Source organism: Scytonema sp. NUACC21 (assembly GCF_054684315.1).
In genome coordinates this window covers 51,105-69,152 of the sequence record NZ_BAAFZH010000086.1, presented here as the reverse complement: position 1 = coordinate 69,152, position 18,048 = coordinate 51,105, and the positions used below count along the sequence as shown (strand labels likewise).

Here is an 18,048-nt window from a genome sequence, read left to right as displayed (position 1 = left end):
TGGGCTTCTCAGACAATCCGGCTATTGCTTGGGAGACTCTGAGCTTTAAGAACGGGATGCCCCACCGCTCTATTTTTTATATTTATTGCGGCATTCAAATCTCTATCCAAACTGCAATTACAATGCGGGCAATTATGCCATCTCTCATGTAATTTCTTTGGCACTTTTGCGCCACAATTTGAACAATCTTGTGATGTACCTGATGGATTTACTGCTATTACTACCAAACCAGCTTTTTCGGCTTTGTTTGTCAAAATAGTTAGGAAACTTGCCCATCCCGCATCATGTATTGATTTTGCCAGTTTGGACTTTGCCAATCCTTTAATATTTAAATCTTCATGTACTATCACGTCGTACTTCTTCAATAGTTCATTAGCAGTTTTGAAATGAAAGTCTTTCCTCTTGTCAGCAACTTTTTTGTGTTGCTTTGCAAGTTGTTTTACTGCCTTGGCTCTATTTTTACTTCCTTTTTTACGCCGTGATACACGTTTTTGAATTACTTTTAATCGCTTTTGGGCTTGACGATAGTGTTTTGGAATTTTAACTGTGTCACCAACGGAAGTAGTTAAAAATTCTTTCAATCCCAGGTCAATACCTGTTATTGATTCAGGATTAAAGTCAGGTTTAACAGTTGGTACAGTAGTATCTTCCAGACTGAAAGTTATGTAATACCCATCAGCCTTTTTAGTGATAGATGCTGTTTTCACTTTAAATCCATCTGGCAATGGTCGGTGTAAGACAAATTTAATTTTACCAAACACGGGTAAGTTAGCCGCATTGCCATTTACACAGCCGTCTTTGATTTGTGGAAAAGTGAAAGTCTTAAACCTATTACGTGATTTGAATCTAGGTTTACCACTTTTTTTGCCATTAGAATCACCTTTTAACCATTTTTCAAAAGTAACTTTAACCCGTTTAACTACATCCTGTAATACTTGTGATTGAACCTCTGCATACCAAGGATGAGTTTTTTTAAGTTGGGGTAAAGTTTTCTTTTGTAAATAGTAATCGGGATGCTCGCGCAATTTTGGTAAGTGACAAACGAGAGGACAAGCATTAATAGGACAACGATTTTGTTCCCACCAATTAAACCTATCAGCCAGAAGATAGTTATATTGAGCGCATAGCATAGATAACCAACTATCTATTTGCTGAACTTGTTGTTTGGTAGGTTTGAGTCGGTATTGATAAGCTGTCCTCAAGTTGTATCACCTCCTTGTTTTTTGTCGGTTGTATTTATGATAACATATCAATGTAGCCTTTATGAAAGATAAGCAATTAAGATTAAGGATGTCTACAAGAAGATTCAATAAGTTGAAATGAGGATGCAGAGTGGAAAGATAAAACAATGACACAAGTTGTAGATGAGTTAATTGATTCGTTAGAAAACCCGGAGATAGACAGAAAGATTGCTAATCCCGCTCACGCATTAACTGACAGTTAATATAGGTAAGCAGTGCGGTGGACGGGCCGTGCGGCATAAAGCAACTGCTTACCCGGAGGGTCGGGGATTGAAATCAATAGTCCGGCTATTCATCCCACACCTCACTTCGTGTAGGATGTGGGGCTTCTATCCGTTTTAGCTAACCAGCGATCGCGATCTGAAGGCAGTAGCGAAGCTATCGTTTTGCAAGACTGGTGAATTCTCTGGGAACAACCAAAGCATATCCTGCCCGTAAGCTAGGAGTCCAGACATTACAGGCAAGCTATCTCAGCAAAAAGCCTTAACAACGTGGCACAGTTCGCGAGGCAATCCGGATAAATTCGCATGAGTGCTATCCGCTTACGAATAAATTTGCGGGAGTAGTCAAGTACAATCAGTATTCAAAGATCTTCTGGCACACATTTCATCTCTCTCAAATAGATAAAAGGAATGAGTAGATACTATATCACTATATTTTCCATAGCTTCGATTATCACAGGCAGTTTATTTTTAACAAGTCAAATATTGCTAAGTAGCAGTAACAGGGTTGCACAAGAGGCTAACAATCCCTCAGACTTAGATACAACAAACTCCCAACCAAAAAATCGAGCAATATCAGCCAATTCATTAGCTCAAAAAAATCAATGGCGACAACAATTAGTAGTATTACAACAAGACTTAAAAAAATATCAAAAAAATGGTGATATTGAGCAAGAAATCATAACACTAAATACTATCGTTATTACTTATACTGAGTTGAGTGAATACTCAAAAGCACTCGAATATTTACAATTAGCCCAAACAAAACTTAATCAGTCAAATTTGTCGGTAGAGAAAAAATCTTTCATGGAACCTGAACTACTAGTTGCTCTAGGGACTATTTATGCAGATCGGGGTAATTATCCCCAAGTTTTAGAAGTTACCAGAAAAATAGCCGAAATACAAAATATTCGCATGGGCTCTCTTGGCTTGGGAATTGCTGATGTAGAGCGTACACCTGAGAAAAAGCCAGCACAGCCAGATGTAAGAAAAGATGCTTACAGTCTTTATCTCATTGCTACCACACAACAAAAACGTGGCAAAAATCGTGAAGCATTACGCACAGCCGAAGAAGCTTTAAAAATGCTGAGAACAGTGCAAGAGAAAGAGGGAGAACAAGAAGTTACCAAATTTATTAACACCCTGCGTCAGCAGCTATAGAAAAAAATCCAGTTAACTCATATCTTGCACCATCACCTTATTGCAAAAATCAAAGCCCAAAAAGCCGATCCCGATTGTAGGTAGGGCTAAAGCCCACCACCTCCTCCCACTCGAAGGTGCAAGATGTCAGTTAACGTGAAATGGTATTAGAGAACATTACTAAAAAGAGCTAGAAAGAAAAGTCTGCTAACCAGCGATCGCGATCTGAAGGCAGTAGCGAAGCTATCGTTTTGCAAGACTGGTGAATTCTCTGGGAACAACCAAAGCGTATCCTGTCTTCTTGCTACACCAAACGCCATTTTTTGTTTTATGTGTGTTATAGGCAGAGACCTATTGGGAACCATAGGAAAAGAAGCTAATACCCTGTTAGTTTGAAGCAAATCAGCTCATGCTTTTGGGGAAAGTGACAGACAAGCAATAATTATCTAACTATGATTTCTCAAAAGTTTCAGGCAACTTATGACAGAATTAACGATACTGGTAACAGGCTCTTACAGTATCTACAAGAACTTCGTGCTGGACGACTTAAAGAAGGAGACAGTACTCAAGGATTACAGAGCATTGAGGATAATATTACTAAAGCTTTGAAAGCGCTAACAAAACAAAAATATCAAGTTGCTGTGATTGCAGCAATGAATGCAGGTAAGAGTACCTTTTTAAATGCCATCATTGGTGCAGATGTATTAGCAAGCGAAGCTGATGCTTGTACAGTTTGTCGTACAGATATTCGTCCAATTGAAGCTGGACAAACACCCAGGCTTTTGGAATATCGACAGGGACAAAGGCAACCTGTAGTAGTAGCAGAGGGTGAAGTAGCCGAACTCCGTCAAAAATTCTTAAAGCGTACTCATGAGATTCGAGCAACAGCTAATCAAGATAATACTACGCGCTTTGAATTAGAACATCCCATTGAAGCCATTGGTAAACTGTCATCCCTAGCTGGTTTTACATTAGTTGATACTCCCGGTCCTAATGAATGGAAATCTGCTAGGTTTAACACAGTGGCTTTAAAACAAACTGCTTTAGAAGCACTACGGACTTGTGATGCTATATTATTTATTCTGGATTACACCTCATTTAGAGATGATACGAATTTAGAATTACTGCAAAATTTGGTTGAACAGCGCAAAGAATTTTTAGCACAGAGTACTGGTAGACTTTTCTTTATTATCAATAAAATTGATAGAAGAACTGAAAGAGATAAACGAATAGTAGATGTTATAGAATCTTTAAAAAAAGCCTTATTGGAATTTGGTATTCCAGACCCAATTATTTATCCTGTAAGTGCATGGCAAGGATTGTTAGCTAAACTGATTCATCAAGAAAAGGCAACTGACAGCGATATTAAGGACTTTGATGATTTCTTTAGTGCTAGATATGCCGAAAGAGATGCAAGCGGAAGGCGTATCATTCCATTACCAGAGGAAATTGCTCCACGTGCTCTAGTAGACAGTGGTATTCTTACAATTCAAGAAACAGTGATTCAAACTATTACTCAAAATTCTGGTTGGAATTTGTTAAGTGAGGTTTTAGCTGTCCTTAACAAAGCTGCTCAAGCTATTGATGATGTATTTATTACAGAAATACGAGGTTGGGAAGTAGAATTCGAGCAACTTAAAAATAAAATAGAAGAATATAAACAATGTTCTGATTCAGCTAGAAATAAAATAACAAACGTAAAAAAGTCTATAGAGCTACAAAAGCCAAGATTACTCGATGAATTTACAAAAGGAATTCATAAATTTGCAGATGGTGCGAAAAACTGTATAAAAATAGAAATAGAGAGGGTAGCTAAAAATCAATCAAAAAACCCTTTATTGTATGAACCAGTAGGTAAAAACCTTTTAACTTATATTTGGAATAAGTTGGGTTTCTGGGTGGAAGGTGCCTCTACTAGCTCAGATCCATATAAAATTAGAGTTAAGAGTAGAAAAGATGCTTGGGAAGTTGGACAACTTATTAATGAGTACTGCGCCCCTATTATACAAAGTTTTTGGTTAGATACTCAAGATAAACTAGTTCGAGATGGAACAAAAATTCGTGAAGGCTTAGTTCAAAGAATTCAAAATGAAATACAGGAGATATCTGACGAATTATCTAAATTTATTGGAACTGCTTTACAGATAGAAATAGGTGTTAATACCATTCAGTTTCCTCAGTTTGAATTTTCCGGAATTGATGCAAAAATTGAAAAGCAGCAAGAAGTCATCACTATTATCAAAAAAGAACCAAGAACAAAAAGTCGTTGCTGTGCGTCTGATGAAGTTTATGAAATAGATGTTCCTATTGAGGAAACAATCTCTTACTACGAAATTGATTTACATTTAACTGCAAAGACAATTTATTATAAGATAGATGAACAAGTGCAAAGAAATATAGAGTTGCTCCGGCGAGTTATTCAAAAACAAGTGTCGGAAGATTTTTACAACGCGGAAAAGCAAATTAAGGACTACATGAATAGGTTTCAATCGCAATTTGACTACTTGCTAAAGGAACGAGCAACAAAGGAGGTAGAGGCTCCTCAGATTATTTCTATGCTTCAAAGCCAAAGAATAGAAGTAAATAGATATCTCAATGAATTAGAAAGTATTCAAGAAACACTTGATAGCTGGAAACCAATTTATTTAGCCAATTAGAGTTATTGCGATTCAACTAGAACTGATAGTAAATCAAGGTCTAATATCAGGTAGGGGCGAACGGTTGTTCGCCCTCCAAAGCGCCAGTTCTGCCCTTAGCCGCGATGGAGCAAAACGCGACAAGCTGAGGTTCGCTCATCAATAAGAACACAGGCGATCGCCTTAAAAGGCACTCCCAATATATTATCAGTCTCCTATGGCTAACAGTACTAGCGGTTAAAATTCCAAGGCTATCCTTTGTAATGCAAATCTGTGATGCTACGGTTATATCAAATTCACTGAATAAATAAATTCATATTTTTCAAAATTTTCGCACTTAGCGCTCGCTAGTTTATCAAACACTTAATTGTAGATGGGATTCAGGTAGAGAAGTAGTGAATGCCAAAGGTGCGATCGCACTCAAGTGGTATTAAACGCGGATAACCGTGAAACACTTTGCCGTACAAAGATAAAATCCTTACAACCGAAATTCTTATCCTTTGCCGCTTAATTGTACAATTATATTCGCCTCCAGTCTAAAAAATCACGAATATCATTAACAAGGTTTTTATGCTCTTGTTGATGAAACAGAGGTAAACGCAATGTGAGTGGCAAGCGTTTGCTTGAAGTTAAGAGGATATAGGCTTCATGCTTAGCTCTATAACCATCTACATTAATATCTGCAATTTCACTCAATTGACCCCTGACAGTTTCTGTCTTTATTAGCTTCCCATGCTTGTAAATGAAAGTGCCAAGGGATTTATCAAAGGAGCAAGTTACAAGGGATTCGCGGAAGAACCAGTATATACCAAAAAATATAAAGTATAATGCATAGAGTGTTTTTTCCAGTAGGCGGTTTTGATATTGGTTGATAACTAAGGAGGTTTCGCGAGGGTTTTTAACGAACTGGTTAATGCGAGATACAATAGCTTGGCTCTTAGAAAAATCTTTATTAGGCCAATACCCAAAATAAAATTCACCTTGAGCAGTCTGAATATAAATATTATAATGTGTCTTCCCTTCAAACTCATTTTTAACAAATTTAGCTCCTTGTAAACTTATTAAGGGGAACCTTTCAACTACCCGTTGTTCGATTAAAGTCGAAGTTATATATTTGCACTCAAGCTGTTGTCTGTTACAAATAAAAGTAACTTTTTTTAAAGTTATTATCTGGTGAAACCCGATTCCTAGCATTAATGTGCTAAGAATCCAAAAGAATAACGGTATGTTGTAAAATCTCAAGCAAGAAGTTTTTTTTGTAATGATTTTCATGATTGACTTTTTTATGTTTCGTCCAATCAAAGCTACAATCCTGCCTGAGGGTTTTACAAATAAAACATATTGCGAAAAATAGTTTTTTGTATATTTATAGTAGAGTTAAGTAGTTCGGGATACTTTTAAAGTATTTTTTCTAACTATACTATTCTCGATTTACTGTACTAATATTGAAGGAAAAAATTTCTGGAAGGATTCATTTAGATTGACCCGACAATCCTTTACCATCTGTAAAAAAATAGAATACTTCTTGCCGAGAGATCCTGATAAGAGACTCACTTTTCCAGTGTACTTACCTAGCTTCATATTAAATTGGTATTAACATAAGCAATTAAGCACCGAAGCCATCTTTTAGGAAGAATTCAAGTTTTGTAAAGAATAATGCGATCGCTCATAAAACTTCTACCGTACTACTGATAAGTCAATAGAATGAATTAAGTTTTGAGCTAAAATGTCTACTTTCCTAATGATCTTTGCATTACTTCTCATTATCTCATCATCGATAACAGTTATTCAAAACTTGAAAACTCTTGTCACTCGAACGACTAGCTTCCGGTTGAGACATCTGAGTGACAAGCAATTATTTTTTTTCATTTTCAGTCAGAGTGCATTTCTAGTTCTCTATTCTACATTCATTTATTATTGTTTTATGTTTTTGTTCTTACATAAGAAACAAATTTTTCTAACGAGTCAAGAAGATATGTATTATAAATCAGTTTTTTTTACTTGGTTTGTAGTATCGGTTATAGAAATTTTTACGAGTCTTTTAACTTATTACTGTGAGTGTAGGAAAAGGAAACATCCTCTGTCTTGAAGACCGAGTGGCAAGCACAACAATTATCTCCCATCTAAAATGAAAAGTCAGAGCAATACGGCAGTATAGCCGTTGAGCTTTGCTTATCTCTTAGCTGTTGCAACGAAGATGCACTCCAACTAAAACCTCCTTACCAACAGAGTAGTGCAACTGAGTGTAGCGAGGAGTGTTTTTCGGTAGAACGCAAAGCTAAAGATATTGCTTTCTTGGAACCAAGTCGCGGCTTTCTTGTTAGTTCTTTTAATTCCCAATCTGGAACTCTTTTTTCTTGAACTGCTTGTATTGTCTATCTTTGGAATCAAAATATTTCTCAACTGTTGTTTTTGTAGCGATCGCCTGCGAGTACTCATCACTACCAGATATGTGACTTAAAGGAAATGTTTGCCGCAGTGGCAAGCTTTTACTTTAAATTGACTCTGACAATCTTATACTTTAGGCAGTTCGCTACATCTAGTGGTTCATGACATGGAATCTACTGCAATTGTGTTCAAATTCCATCATTCTCAACATATTTAGTGAGAAAGAGTTTAGTGACAAATGGCAAGATTTTACTTAAGTTTTGAACTGATGGCAAGATTTTAGTTAAAACCGAACGATTTTGGTTGCGATCGCTGGTCGCACAATCTTAAAGCACGTACAACCAAAGAATAAAGCTGCAAAAACTCAATCTCATCGCGAGCGAATTTATTCAAATCGAACTCTTTGAAGTTGTAAACACTTTTCCCAAACCCGACTCTGACAAACAATCACCCTTCAGTCACAAACGTACCATAACCAATGTCCGCGATCGCCTTCATCTATCGGTCAAGCTGAAGTTGAACAGGACTGACATCACCACTGGTCAACCAGTGGATTGTAATTTAATAGATCTCCGCAGCCTGTAAAAATCAGCAGGAAGAATTTTCTAATTCCATAATATGTTTTACAACATCATTCCGGTTAGTAACAAGCCAACCTTTCTCTTGTGCAACCAACATTAAGGATGGATGAGGTTCAAACACTACAGGTTTACCGACTATCTGAAGCAATGCTGTGTCAGTTATTGAATCACCTATAGCAAGGGATTCATTCAGATTGACCCGACAATCCTTCACCATCTGTAAAAAAATAGAATACTTCTTGCCGAGAACTCCAGACAAGAGACTCACTTTTCCAGTGTACTTACCTTGGTAAGTTGCAAAAATTGAACCTTGGTATTTTAATATCTCAAACTCCTCTGCTAAGCAAGACACAATTTCATTCGGGCTACCTGAAATTAATACAAGAGAGTATCCCCGATTTTTAAGAATCTCGATAAGTTTCGGAACAAAAGGGAACAATTTAGTTCGTTCTTGCTGCCATACTTGCCTAGCATGACATTGCATGACAGCTTGTGAGATACCTGCAATAGCCTCTGCATAGAGAGTATAAGCACTAGTTGCCATAGTCTGGAAGTCAATTTTATTGAGGCGATATTCTTCAACAACTTTAAAAATCTCCTCGGTCTTTGACTTATCACTAATACCATTTGCTGCCAATGCTTGTAGCAACTGAAGCCCTAAAGCACCAGGGTAGAGAGTTCCGTCAATGTCTAAAGCAGCAACTTTCATATTGTTCCTTGACATATTATTCTCTAATAACAGCAGCAGTGTACTTCAGAGCGAGTAGGGCGAAGATACTAGCGAGAATGGGAACATCATAAGGGATAGGTCGGGGGGCTGCTTGGTCTGGTATGGAGATAAATTTTCCTTCTTCATCTTGCTGTAGGATAAGGTAATATGCACCTCGCCTTAGTGCTTCGTTATCACCAGAGATGCTTAGGGCAATTAGGCTGTATGAGGTGCTGATAACGTCGCTCGCATCACCCAACTGATGACCCCAACCGCCATCGCTATTTTGAGATTTATACAAGTAGTTTAATGCCTTAGCTTTTGCTATATAAATGCTCTCCAAAAGTTGTGGTGACCGAACAACTTTACAAGCACGCATTGCTAAGAGTGAACGGAAAATTGCTTGTGCCTCGCTCAAGCTCCAGCTTCTTTCAAAAGAACCATCAAGTTTTTGATGGCTAGTAATGTAGTGCAGCCCACCCTCAAAGACTTTTGTATACTCAGCAGCTTGAGGAGCTAAAGCGTTAAGAGCTCCTGCTGTCATAGTAATTTCAGAGGGATTACCACGAACAAAGGTAGGAAAACCGCCGTCTTCATTCTGAATAGCAAGAAGGTACGCTTCCCCTTTGGAAATGTATTCTTTGTATTTGTTGGGGTCAACTGCTCGTAGAAACTCTAGACAGAAAGAAGTATCATCTACGTCAGTCTGATAGGCACCCTCTGCATATGACCAGCCACCGTCTGATTGCTGTTGTCTTACTATATAATTAGCCATTTGTAATGGCGTCTCTATGTCAACTCCAGTATTTGTTAACGCTACTCCTGCAAGGGCCGTGCAAAAAATTTCAAAACTAGCAATAAAAGGGAAACCTCCATCTAAGTTTTGACACCTTAGCAAATTGTTAATTCTCTTGAGGACTACATGGTGGTGCTCTGGAAATTTCTGAAGTGCCAATAATATGACAATATTAGCTAGAACGTGTTTTTCCCATATAGGCTCATTATTCTGCTGTGTTGCTAGTAGAAATTCTATATCATTATGGTTGACCCAGTCTGGGTGATTTAAACCAAATGCGTATAGAACTTTGAGAGCACATATTTCAGCTGCAACCCAATTTTGATAACCACGATAAGAGAAGTGTTCTACCTGATATTGCCTGTCATAGGGTATTACCTGTAGCTCTGCTAGGATTGCATGAAAGAGTATGCGTTTACGGCTTGCTGTAAAATGTTGAAAACTTATCATATAATCTTCAACAATTTGTACATCTTCAGATGTAGTTTTACGCAATGCTCCTAGAATTAAAGCTTTGTCAAACTTATGCTCCTGCTCTTTATTAAGTTGGCTAGTTAAGTATTGAATGAGTTGAGACTGGCAATTTGGATAAATTTCTTGAATGGTAAGCAAGTGGAGCATCAATGAGGATTCAAGAACACGGCTTTTGCAAATATCTCTAACAGATCCGTCTGTCTTCACTTGTCCTTTTAGATAGCGGATAAGTTTTTTCTGGCAATCTATGAGTTGAGCCTGAAAATTGGGTTTATGTAGTATTAAAGATTGGAACATAGAAGAGGTAACTGTAGAGTTAGGCAAGTTTTTTAAAGTTTCCATAGATATACGGGAAGATATATAAGGTTAGTTTTGCACTCTGCTTTTCTCGCTAAGACTAGACTAAGCTTTTTGAAAAAATTACACAGTCCTTAAAAGTCTGATAAAGTCAGGCGTTAGAAACAAAAAATCAGTAAATTTGTGTTAATTATGGGTTATGGGTCTGAATAAGTCAGTTTTTTACCTGGATTAAGAATGCTTCCGCATCACGGCTTTAGCGCATACATTACTGGGTGTAGCGCTGTTGCTTCTCAGTAGAATGCAAAGCCAAACCAATCGCTTTTTTAGAACCAAGTCGAGATTGACTCCTCCCATCTATAGTTACAATATAACAGAAGGCAAACGAGGGACGCTCTTGATAACCGCTCGGGACTTCAAGCAAGATTTAATTTTTGTAAAAAATAATAGGGTTCTTCATAAAACTCCTACCTTGCTATTGATAAGTAAGTAAGAGTTCCAAATAATAGAAAAAATTTTAGAACTGTCAAGCATGGTGGTCTACATAGCTTGAATATTATATCATAAATTTGGTGAATTATGAACCCTTTAAAATTATTGAAAGATTCTTTTAGTTACTCCGTTCCTATTTACGGTTTCCTGCTGCTTTTAAATATCCCTAGCTTTCTGGTAACTCCCTTTTTGGTATTAGATTTGTCGTTAACAGGGTGGAAATTGCTATTTTTCGCGATCGCTGTTTTAGTCAACGCCTTTTTAATTATTTGGACGTGGGGAGCATCCACTTATTATATCTATTATTATTTTTTTCAACCGAAAGTTAGTATTTTTATGGCTTTTAAAAATACTTTTACAAAAGTTACCCGATTAATATTGGGGATTTTAATGGTATTTGGGGTCTGTCTGCTTGGGCTAATTTTATTTATTATTCCCGGTGTATACTTGTTGGTAAAATATAACTTTTTCGCTGAGGCTATTCTTATAGAGAATCGAACAGCTAAGGATGGAATGAATCGAAGTTCTGATTTAGTACGCGGACGTTGGACATCTGTATTTTTAGCAGTTCTTGTCAATGTTCTGGTCTTTAATTATTTGGCTAACGACCTGAGCAGCCAAATTATTGTTCGTTTCTTTCCCAGTATAGAAGATCGTGCTGAAATGATTGGAACTATTTTAGGGTTTTTGGTGAATCCGTTTAAGCAAGTCTATAATGTTCTGCTATTTATGCGAGTTCGGCAACTGTCATCTCCTTAACTTTACTATTGCTTTTCGGGGAGAGTCGCATCACACCATCACCGCACCCAATACTACTCGGATAAGAATTTTTGTGGCTTTGGATCGCCGTGGAGAAACTCAACAAATGCCATGCCCCAGCTTATTTGATCAACCTGTGGCTGGCGACAGGCGAGAAAAAATACGCTGATTTCCTTGAGTATACCTTTGACACCATTGAAAAGCGATTCCCGGATTATGAGAATAGCCCCTTTGTTCAAGAACGTTTTTATGAAGATTGGAGTGCCGATACTACTTGGGGATGGCAGCAAAACCGAGCCGTTGTAGGTCACAATCTTAAAATTGCTTGGAACTTAATGCGGATGAATCACCTCAAACCGAAAGAAAAGTATGTTGCCCTAGCCGAAAAAATTGCAGAAATCATGCCTGCAGTTGGTAGCGACCAACAGCGTGGAGGGTGGTACGATGTTGTAGAGCGCATACTAGAACCAGGGCAAGAGGTAAACCGCTTTGTCTGGCATGACCGCAAGGCTTGGTGGCAGCAGGAACAAGCAATTTTAGCGTACCTCATCCTGGCTGGTTCATTAGATAAACCTGAGTATCAACAGTGGGCGCGGGAATCAGCAGCTTTCTATAATGCTTGGTTTCTTGATAATGAGGCTGGCGGTGTCTACTTCAATGTTTTGGCAAATGGTCTTCCATACTTGTTAGGAACGGAACGAGCTAAAGGTAGCCACTCAATGAGCGGTTATCACTCCTTTGAGTTAGCTTACTTAGCTACAGTTTATACAAACTTGCTCATTACTAAGCAACCAATGGATATGTACTTTAAGCCAAAGCCGGGTGGTTTTAAGGACAACATTCTCCGGGTTGCACCAGATATTCTGCCACCTGGTAGCGTGCGTATCGGTGAAGTATGGATCAACGGGCAAAAGCATTCCGATTTTGATGCTGAAAATCTGACAGTTAAGCTACCATCCACTCAAGACGAGTTGAAAGTTCGAGTGAGGCTCCTTCCTGCAAAGGTATTTTTTGACGCAACACTGTTAGAATTCACTGAAGGTACTGCCAAGATATCCTTAACTGGATTGCTGGATGCAGATGCCGTGGGACGGCTTCAGGAGGAGTTGAGCAGAGCAACACAAAAGCCTATCAAACGCCTTGTCTTACTGCTACAAGACCTGGAATGTATAACCACTGCTGGTATGCGGGCACTCATTTTCATCAAGCAAAAACTGGGTTCTGATGTGGAATTGTACGTAGTCGGCGCGCAAGTGCAGGTGGAGCAATTTATCAGGATGAGTGCATTCTGCGAGGGCATCATCATGCTAGATAAGTATGAAGTTGCTGAGTTAGCTAGTGTGTAGAAACTAGAAACAGTAGTTTTCAGATCGGTAGATCGCAGTTGTAAGGGCGTTTACTACACAACGCCCTAACAAAAAGTGAGGTTCATTTACCTGAAAATTGCAATAAGCTCAACAATCTACACGAAAAAGTCATAATTTCCATCTGCTGGCAACAGGTTGCATCTTCTGACACGGCAAACGTATTGATTCGATCGGCAAATAAACGAATGAGGGAGTATTATGGCTAAGCCTGTTCTAATTACAATAGACGACGATCCAGAAGTTTTAAGGGCGATCGAGCGCGATTTACGCCGCGAATACGGTGAAAACTTCCGGGTACTACGCGCAGATTCCGGTCAAGCCGCTCTAGAGGCGCTGAAAAAACTGAAACTGCGGAACCAGCCAGTAGCTTTATTGCTAGTGGATCAACGGATGCCGAACATGACCGGTGTAGAGTTCCTTGAACAGGCGAAGGAAATCGTCCCAGATGCCAAACGTGCCTTACTTACAGCGTATGCCGACACTGATGAGGCTATCCGTGCTATCAATAAGGCGAAGATAGATTATTATTTAATGAAGCCGTGGACCCCCCCAGAACAAGGTTTGTTCCCGGTACTTAATGATTTACTTGAGGTTTGGAAAAAAGCTTTCCTTCCGTCGTTTGAAGGTGTTCGCGTTATTGGCGACCGATGGTCACCTAAAACGCATCAAGTCAAAGATTTCTTAGCTCGCCATCACATCCCTTATCAATGGCTGGATATTGAGTCAGAGGAGGGGCGCAAGTTGTCCGCAGACACTAACCTTGATGAATTAAAACTACCACTGCTGCTTTTTCCAGACGGCACACATCTTTTACAACCAACTAACATCCAAATTGCTGAGAAAATTGGGCTGAAAATGCGCCCCGAAATGCCGTTTTACGATGCAATTATTGTGGGGGCTGGTCCGGCTGGTCTAGCTGCCGCAGTGTATGCTGCCTCCGAAGGACTGCGTACTATTATGGTTGAAAAAGAGGCTCCAGGCGGGCAAGCAGGAACCAGTTCTCGGATTGAGAATTATCTCGGTTTTCCGGTTGGGTTAAGTGGTGGAGATTTAGCTAGACGTGCTGTCGCACAGGCGCAGAAGTTCGGAGCAGAAATTCTTACACCTCAAGAAGTGACTGGTCTTCGTGTAGATGGTCAATATCGGTATGTGACCCTAGCGGACGGTTCAGAACTCAGCTCTCATACGATAATTATCGCAACTGGCGTATCTTATCGCAAGCTTAATGTACCTGGCAGCGACAAATTCACAGGTGCTGGCGTGTACTATGGAGCAGCAATGACCGAAGCAATTAACTACAAAGGCGAAGATGTGTTTATTCTTGGGGCGGGCAATTCGGCAGGACAGGCTGCTATGCACCTTTCCAAGTATGCTCGTTCTGTTACCATTCTTCTACGCGGAGATTCTCTGAAGAAAAGTATGTCTAAGTATTTGATCGATCAGATCGCAGAAACGGACAATATCAAAGTCAAGGTGTTAACTGAAATTATTGAAGTGTTTGGCAAAGACAAGCTTGAGGCAATAACCATTGGTAACTCAGCAACTCGTGAAGTCGAAACTGTCCCCGCCTGCGCTCTTTTCACCTTTATCGGTGCAATGCCACGTACTAACTGGTTGCAAAACGTTGTAGAGAGAGATTCAAAAGGATACATCCTGACCGGACCCGACGTTTTGCACGGTGAGAAGTACCCCCGAGGATGGATACTGCCTCGCTCTCCCTATCTTCTGGAAACTAATGTACCGGGAATTTTCGCGGTAGGAGACGTGCGTTATCAATCAGTGAAACGGGTTGCCTCAGCGGTAGGTGAAGGTTCGATCGCCATTCAATTCATACATCAATATCTTTCATCTTTATAGGTTCTAGCAATGCTTGATTTGTTGCATAAAATACCTCTGTTCAAAAACTTGACTGAGGATCAGCTGATGTGTTTGATGAATGGCACCAACATCAGGCTGAATTCAGGAGATTTTCTTTTTAAACAAGGAGAGCCCGCAAAATGCTTTTACGTGGTCTTTGAAGGATCGATCCGGCTGACCAGAGAAATAAGTAACCAGGAAGTCGTTTTAGCCACATACGAAGCTGGTACGTTTTTTGGTGAAGTCCCTCTCCTTGCTGGTACACTTCATCTTGCCAGCGGGCAAGCAGTAGATGAATGTCACGTGTATTGTTTACACGAGGAAGAGTTTTGGCAGATGCTCATGTTCTGCCCGTCGGTGAGACAAGCTGTTCTCGGTTTTATGGCAAGTCGAATGCAAGAGCTACAGACGTTGTCTCAACAACATGATAAGCTTATTTCCCTGGGGACTTTAGCAGCTGGTCTTGCCCATGAACTGGGTAATCCAACAGCAGCAGCACGTCGGGCAACGGGACAATTGCAAGATACAGTCAATGTTTTAGCTAAGCTTTCGCTTAAGTCTATTGAACAACACTTAACTCCGACCCAAACAAGCTACCTCTTAGAAGTTAAACGTAAGTCCATTTCCCAGGCTACTCAACCATGCGATTTCGACCCCTTGATTCAAATTGATTTAGAAGATGAACTAACAGACTGGTTGGAATCACATGGTGTTGTTAATAACTGGGAACTTGTTCCAACCCTAGTGGCATCCGGAATAAAGACTCAGCAATTAGAAGAAATTGCCGAGCAACTCACCACTAATATACTTAACGATGCACTGACTTGGCTGGAGGCAACTCTGTCCATAGCTAGCGTACTCAATGTTCTCGATCAAGGTGTTACTCGCATTTCCGAGCTTGTCAGTGCTGTCAAGGCATACTCATACATGGATCAGTCTCCACTTAAGGAAGTAGTTGTTCATGAAGGGATTGAGAGCACTCTCACTATTTTGAGCTATAAACTCAGAAAACACCGTATCCAAATAATGCGTGAATACGAGCACAACCTTCCAACTATTGAGGCTTACGGAAGTGCATTGAACCAAGTGTGGACGAATTTAATTGACAATGCCATTGATGCCTTGGGCGAGGGGGGTACGATTTGGGTACGTACTTCTAGTGGACATGATTGTGTTATGGTGGAAGTTGCAGATGATGGACCTGGCATTCCTCCTGAGATTCAGTCCCGGATATTCGATCCGTTTTTCACAACTAAGGGTATTGGTGTAGGGACGGGGCTAGGTCTGGAGATTGCCTATCGGATTGTAGTAGGTCAGCATAGCGGAGATATTCGTTGCATTTCAAAGCCCGGTGACACACGCTTTCAGGTGAGACTACCCGTCCGCCCGTTCCAAGAAATGATCCGCTCTAAATGTGAAGTGGCGCTTACTTGATGAGAGTACAAGGAGAATAAATGGCTATGGAGTGTACACATCTTAATCAGCTACAAGCAGCCAAACCCAGGGCGAATGGTTGTGAGGAATGCTTGGCAAGTGGAGATACTTGGGTGCATCTGCGGTTCTGCCTAATTTGCGGTCGCGTTGGTTGCTGTGACTCTTCCAAAAACAAGCACGCCACCAAACACTTCCACAGCACTGGTCATCCCCTGATAAAGTCCTTAGAGGCTGGTGAGACCTGGGGCTGGTGTTACATCGACAAAACCTACGTCTACGTATCCTAGCTGAGATCTTGCACCATTCTCAATAAAACCAAAAAACTGGGTTACGTGGGATAACTGAACCAATGCTTAGATTGCAAAATTTATACTCATATACGGTTTTTGAAGTTGGTGCAAGATGTAGCCTAGGCTATTGAGTTATATCTAAAAAAATCTGAGGCTTTACAAGTGAAAACCTGGTTGCAACCTCCTCGCCTACGCATTAGTGCAGAAAGCGAAGGAGACAACGGTCACGCTACTTGGCTAGAACTTTTTTATGACTTGGTGTTTGTGGTAGCGGTCTCACAAGTCGCCCATAACCTTAGCAAAGATATCTCTCTATCAGGATTTTTCGGCTTTGTTTTTCTGTTTATGCCAATTTGGTGGGCATGGATTGGTACCACATTCTATGCAAACCGATTTGATATCGATGATATAGGTCATCGCTTGCTAATCGGTGTGCAAATGATAGCGATCGCTGCCTTAGCAGTGAACATACACCACGGTTTAGACGAAAGTTCAACTGGCTTTGCCCTTTCCTATGCTGCTGGACGGGCAGTGCTTGTCATCGAATATCTGCGTGCTGCAAGGCACATTCCCCTAGCGCGTCCACTGGCAACTCGTTACGCACAGGGTTTTGCAATTGCTGCAGCCTTCTGGGTGCTATCAATATTTATACCCGCTCCATTGCGTTTCGGGTTTTGGGCATTGGGGTTAATTGTGGATTTCGCTACACCGCTCACTGCAAAGTACTTGCAATTAGGACTAGCCCATCACCTCGAACACTTGCCAGAGCGTTTTGGGCTATTTACCATCATTGTCTTGGGGGAGGCGATTATAGCGGTGGTCAATGGTCTATCCAATCAAACATGGGATGGTAAGAGCGCGATCGCCGCAGTATTTGGCTTTAGCATTGCTTTTAGCTTGTGGTGGATCTACTTTGAGAACATTGGCAGCTCGGCTCTGCGGTCTGTCAGTACAACTGGTAAAACCGGAGTTTATCAAATCTGGCTTTACGGGCATCTACCTCTGGTTATTGGACTTGCTGCTACTGGAGTTGGCGTGGAGCACATTATATCAAGCCAGCCTAATATAGCACTGCCCCTTGCCGAACGAGTGCTTCTCTGCGGTGCAGTAGCACTGTGCTTGCTAGCTTTATCCCTTTTGCATCGTACTGGGGTAATACGCTACTGCAAAATCCGTTCCAGATTCCGCCTTCGCTCTGCAGTTGCCCTGGTTGTACTTGCTATAGTTGGTAAAGGTTTGTTGCCTGTTGTGGTAATCGGACTTGTAGCTATAGTCTGTGCTATCCAAGTCGTTCAAGATTTATATCAAAGCCGTCCCTCACTTACTTAAGAAGTACCATCTGAAATTCCCTCGAAGTTTTACACTG

General features: G+C 40.3%; 13 protein-coding genes and 1 pseudogene. 8 read left to right on the top strand and 6 right to left on the bottom strand.

Annotated features, from left to right (window positions below; translation table 11 throughout):
* Positions 1 to 8: 8 nt before the first annotated feature.
* Positions 9 to 1,202 carry an RNA-guided endonuclease InsQ/TnpB family protein gene (locus ACYRY3_RS21365; protein ID WP_460203638.1) on the bottom strand — a complete coding sequence of 398 codons (1,194 nt, stop codon included), beginning with the start codon at positions 1,200 to 1,202 and terminating at the stop codon, positions 9 to 11.
* A gap of 671 nt (positions 1,203 to 1,873) precedes the next feature.
* Here ACYRY3_RS21365 and ACYRY3_RS21360 point away from each other — a divergent pair.
* Positions 1,874 to 2,623, top strand: a complete 750-nt coding sequence (locus tag ACYRY3_RS21360; protein WP_460203637.1) for a hypothetical protein — start codon at positions 1,874 to 1,876, stop codon at positions 2,621 to 2,623.
* Positions 2,624 to 2,769: 146 nt separating this feature from the next.
* Here the strand turns inward: ACYRY3_RS21360 and ACYRY3_RS21355 are convergent, their stop codons facing one another.
* Positions 2,770 to 2,922, bottom strand: a complete 153-nt coding sequence (locus ACYRY3_RS21355) for a hypothetical protein (protein WP_460203636.1) — start codon at positions 2,920 to 2,922, stop codon at positions 2,770 to 2,772.
* A gap of 132 nt (positions 2,923 to 3,054) precedes the next feature.
* Between ACYRY3_RS21355 and ACYRY3_RS21350 the strand changes: the two genes are divergently transcribed.
* Complete coding sequence (locus ACYRY3_RS21350; protein WP_460203635.1) at positions 3,055 to 5,259, top strand: dynamin family protein; 2,205 nt, start codon at positions 3,055 to 3,057, stop codon at positions 5,257 to 5,259.
* Positions 5,260 to 5,757: 498 nt separating this feature from the next.
* Here ACYRY3_RS21350 and ACYRY3_RS21345 read toward each other — a convergent pair whose 3' ends face one another.
* The 4 genes from ACYRY3_RS21345 to ACYRY3_RS21330 all read right to left on the bottom strand — a co-directional run bounded on the left by ACYRY3_RS21345 (position 5,758) and on the right by ACYRY3_RS21330 (position 10,528).
* A complete protein-coding gene (locus tag ACYRY3_RS21345; protein ID WP_460203634.1) occupies positions 5,758 to 6,510 on the bottom strand; it encodes a hypothetical protein in 753 nt (250 codons plus the stop codon).
* 1,057 nt (positions 6,511 to 7,567) lie between these two features.
* Positions 7,568 to 7,723, bottom strand: a complete 156-nt coding sequence (locus ACYRY3_RS21340; protein WP_460203633.1) for a hypothetical protein — start codon at positions 7,721 to 7,723, stop codon at positions 7,568 to 7,570.
* 491 nt (positions 7,724 to 8,214) lie between these two features.
* Positions 8,215 to 8,931: an HAD family hydrolase gene (locus ACYRY3_RS21335; protein WP_460203632.1), complete on the bottom strand. Its 717-nt coding sequence runs from the start codon at positions 8,929 to 8,931 to the stop codon at positions 8,215 to 8,217.
* Between the two features lies 1 nt (position 8,932).
* Positions 8,933 to 10,528: a prenyltransferase/squalene oxidase repeat-containing protein gene (locus ACYRY3_RS21330; RefSeq protein ID WP_460203630.1), complete on the bottom strand. Its 1,596-nt coding sequence runs from the start codon at positions 10,526 to 10,528 to the stop codon at positions 8,933 to 8,935.
* A 534-nt stretch (positions 10,529 to 11,062) separates the two neighbouring features.
* On the opposite strand from ACYRY3_RS21330, the gene ACYRY3_RS21325 reads away from it, so the two are divergent.
* The 6 genes and pseudogenes from ACYRY3_RS21325 (at position 11,063) to ACYRY3_RS21300 (ending at position 18,011) form a co-directional block, all read left to right on the top strand.
* Entirely contained in the window at positions 11,063 to 11,734 is a 672-nt protein-coding gene (locus tag ACYRY3_RS21325) for a hypothetical protein (protein WP_460203628.1), read from the top strand.
* A gap of 110 nt (positions 11,735 to 11,844) precedes the next feature.
* A pseudogene (locus tag ACYRY3_RS21320) lies at positions 11,845 to 13,080 on the top strand (STAS domain-containing protein); the annotation flags it as partial.
* A gap of 219 nt (positions 13,081 to 13,299) precedes the next feature.
* Positions 13,300 to 14,958, top strand: coding sequence for an FAD-dependent oxidoreductase (locus ACYRY3_RS21315; RefSeq protein WP_460203627.1), 1,659 nt, complete (start codon positions 13,300 to 13,302; stop codon positions 14,956 to 14,958).
* 48 nt (positions 14,959 to 15,006) lie between these two features.
* On the top strand, positions 15,007 to 16,392 hold the full coding sequence (locus ACYRY3_RS21310; RefSeq protein WP_460203626.1) for an ATP-binding protein: 1,386 nt from the start codon (positions 15,007 to 15,009) through the stop codon (positions 16,390 to 16,392).
* 20 nt (positions 16,393 to 16,412) lie between these two features.
* The gene (locus ACYRY3_RS21305; RefSeq protein WP_460203625.1) at positions 16,413 to 16,679 is read left to right on the top strand and encodes a ubiquitin carboxyl-terminal hydrolase 14; all 267 of its coding nucleotides are present in this window, start codon (positions 16,413 to 16,415) and stop codon (positions 16,677 to 16,679) included.
* Between the two features lie 165 nt (positions 16,680 to 16,844).
* Positions 16,845 to 18,011, top strand: coding sequence for a low temperature requirement protein A (locus tag ACYRY3_RS21300; protein ID WP_460203624.1), 1,167 nt, complete (start codon positions 16,845 to 16,847; stop codon positions 18,009 to 18,011).
* Positions 18,012 to 18,048: the final 37 nt, after the last annotated feature.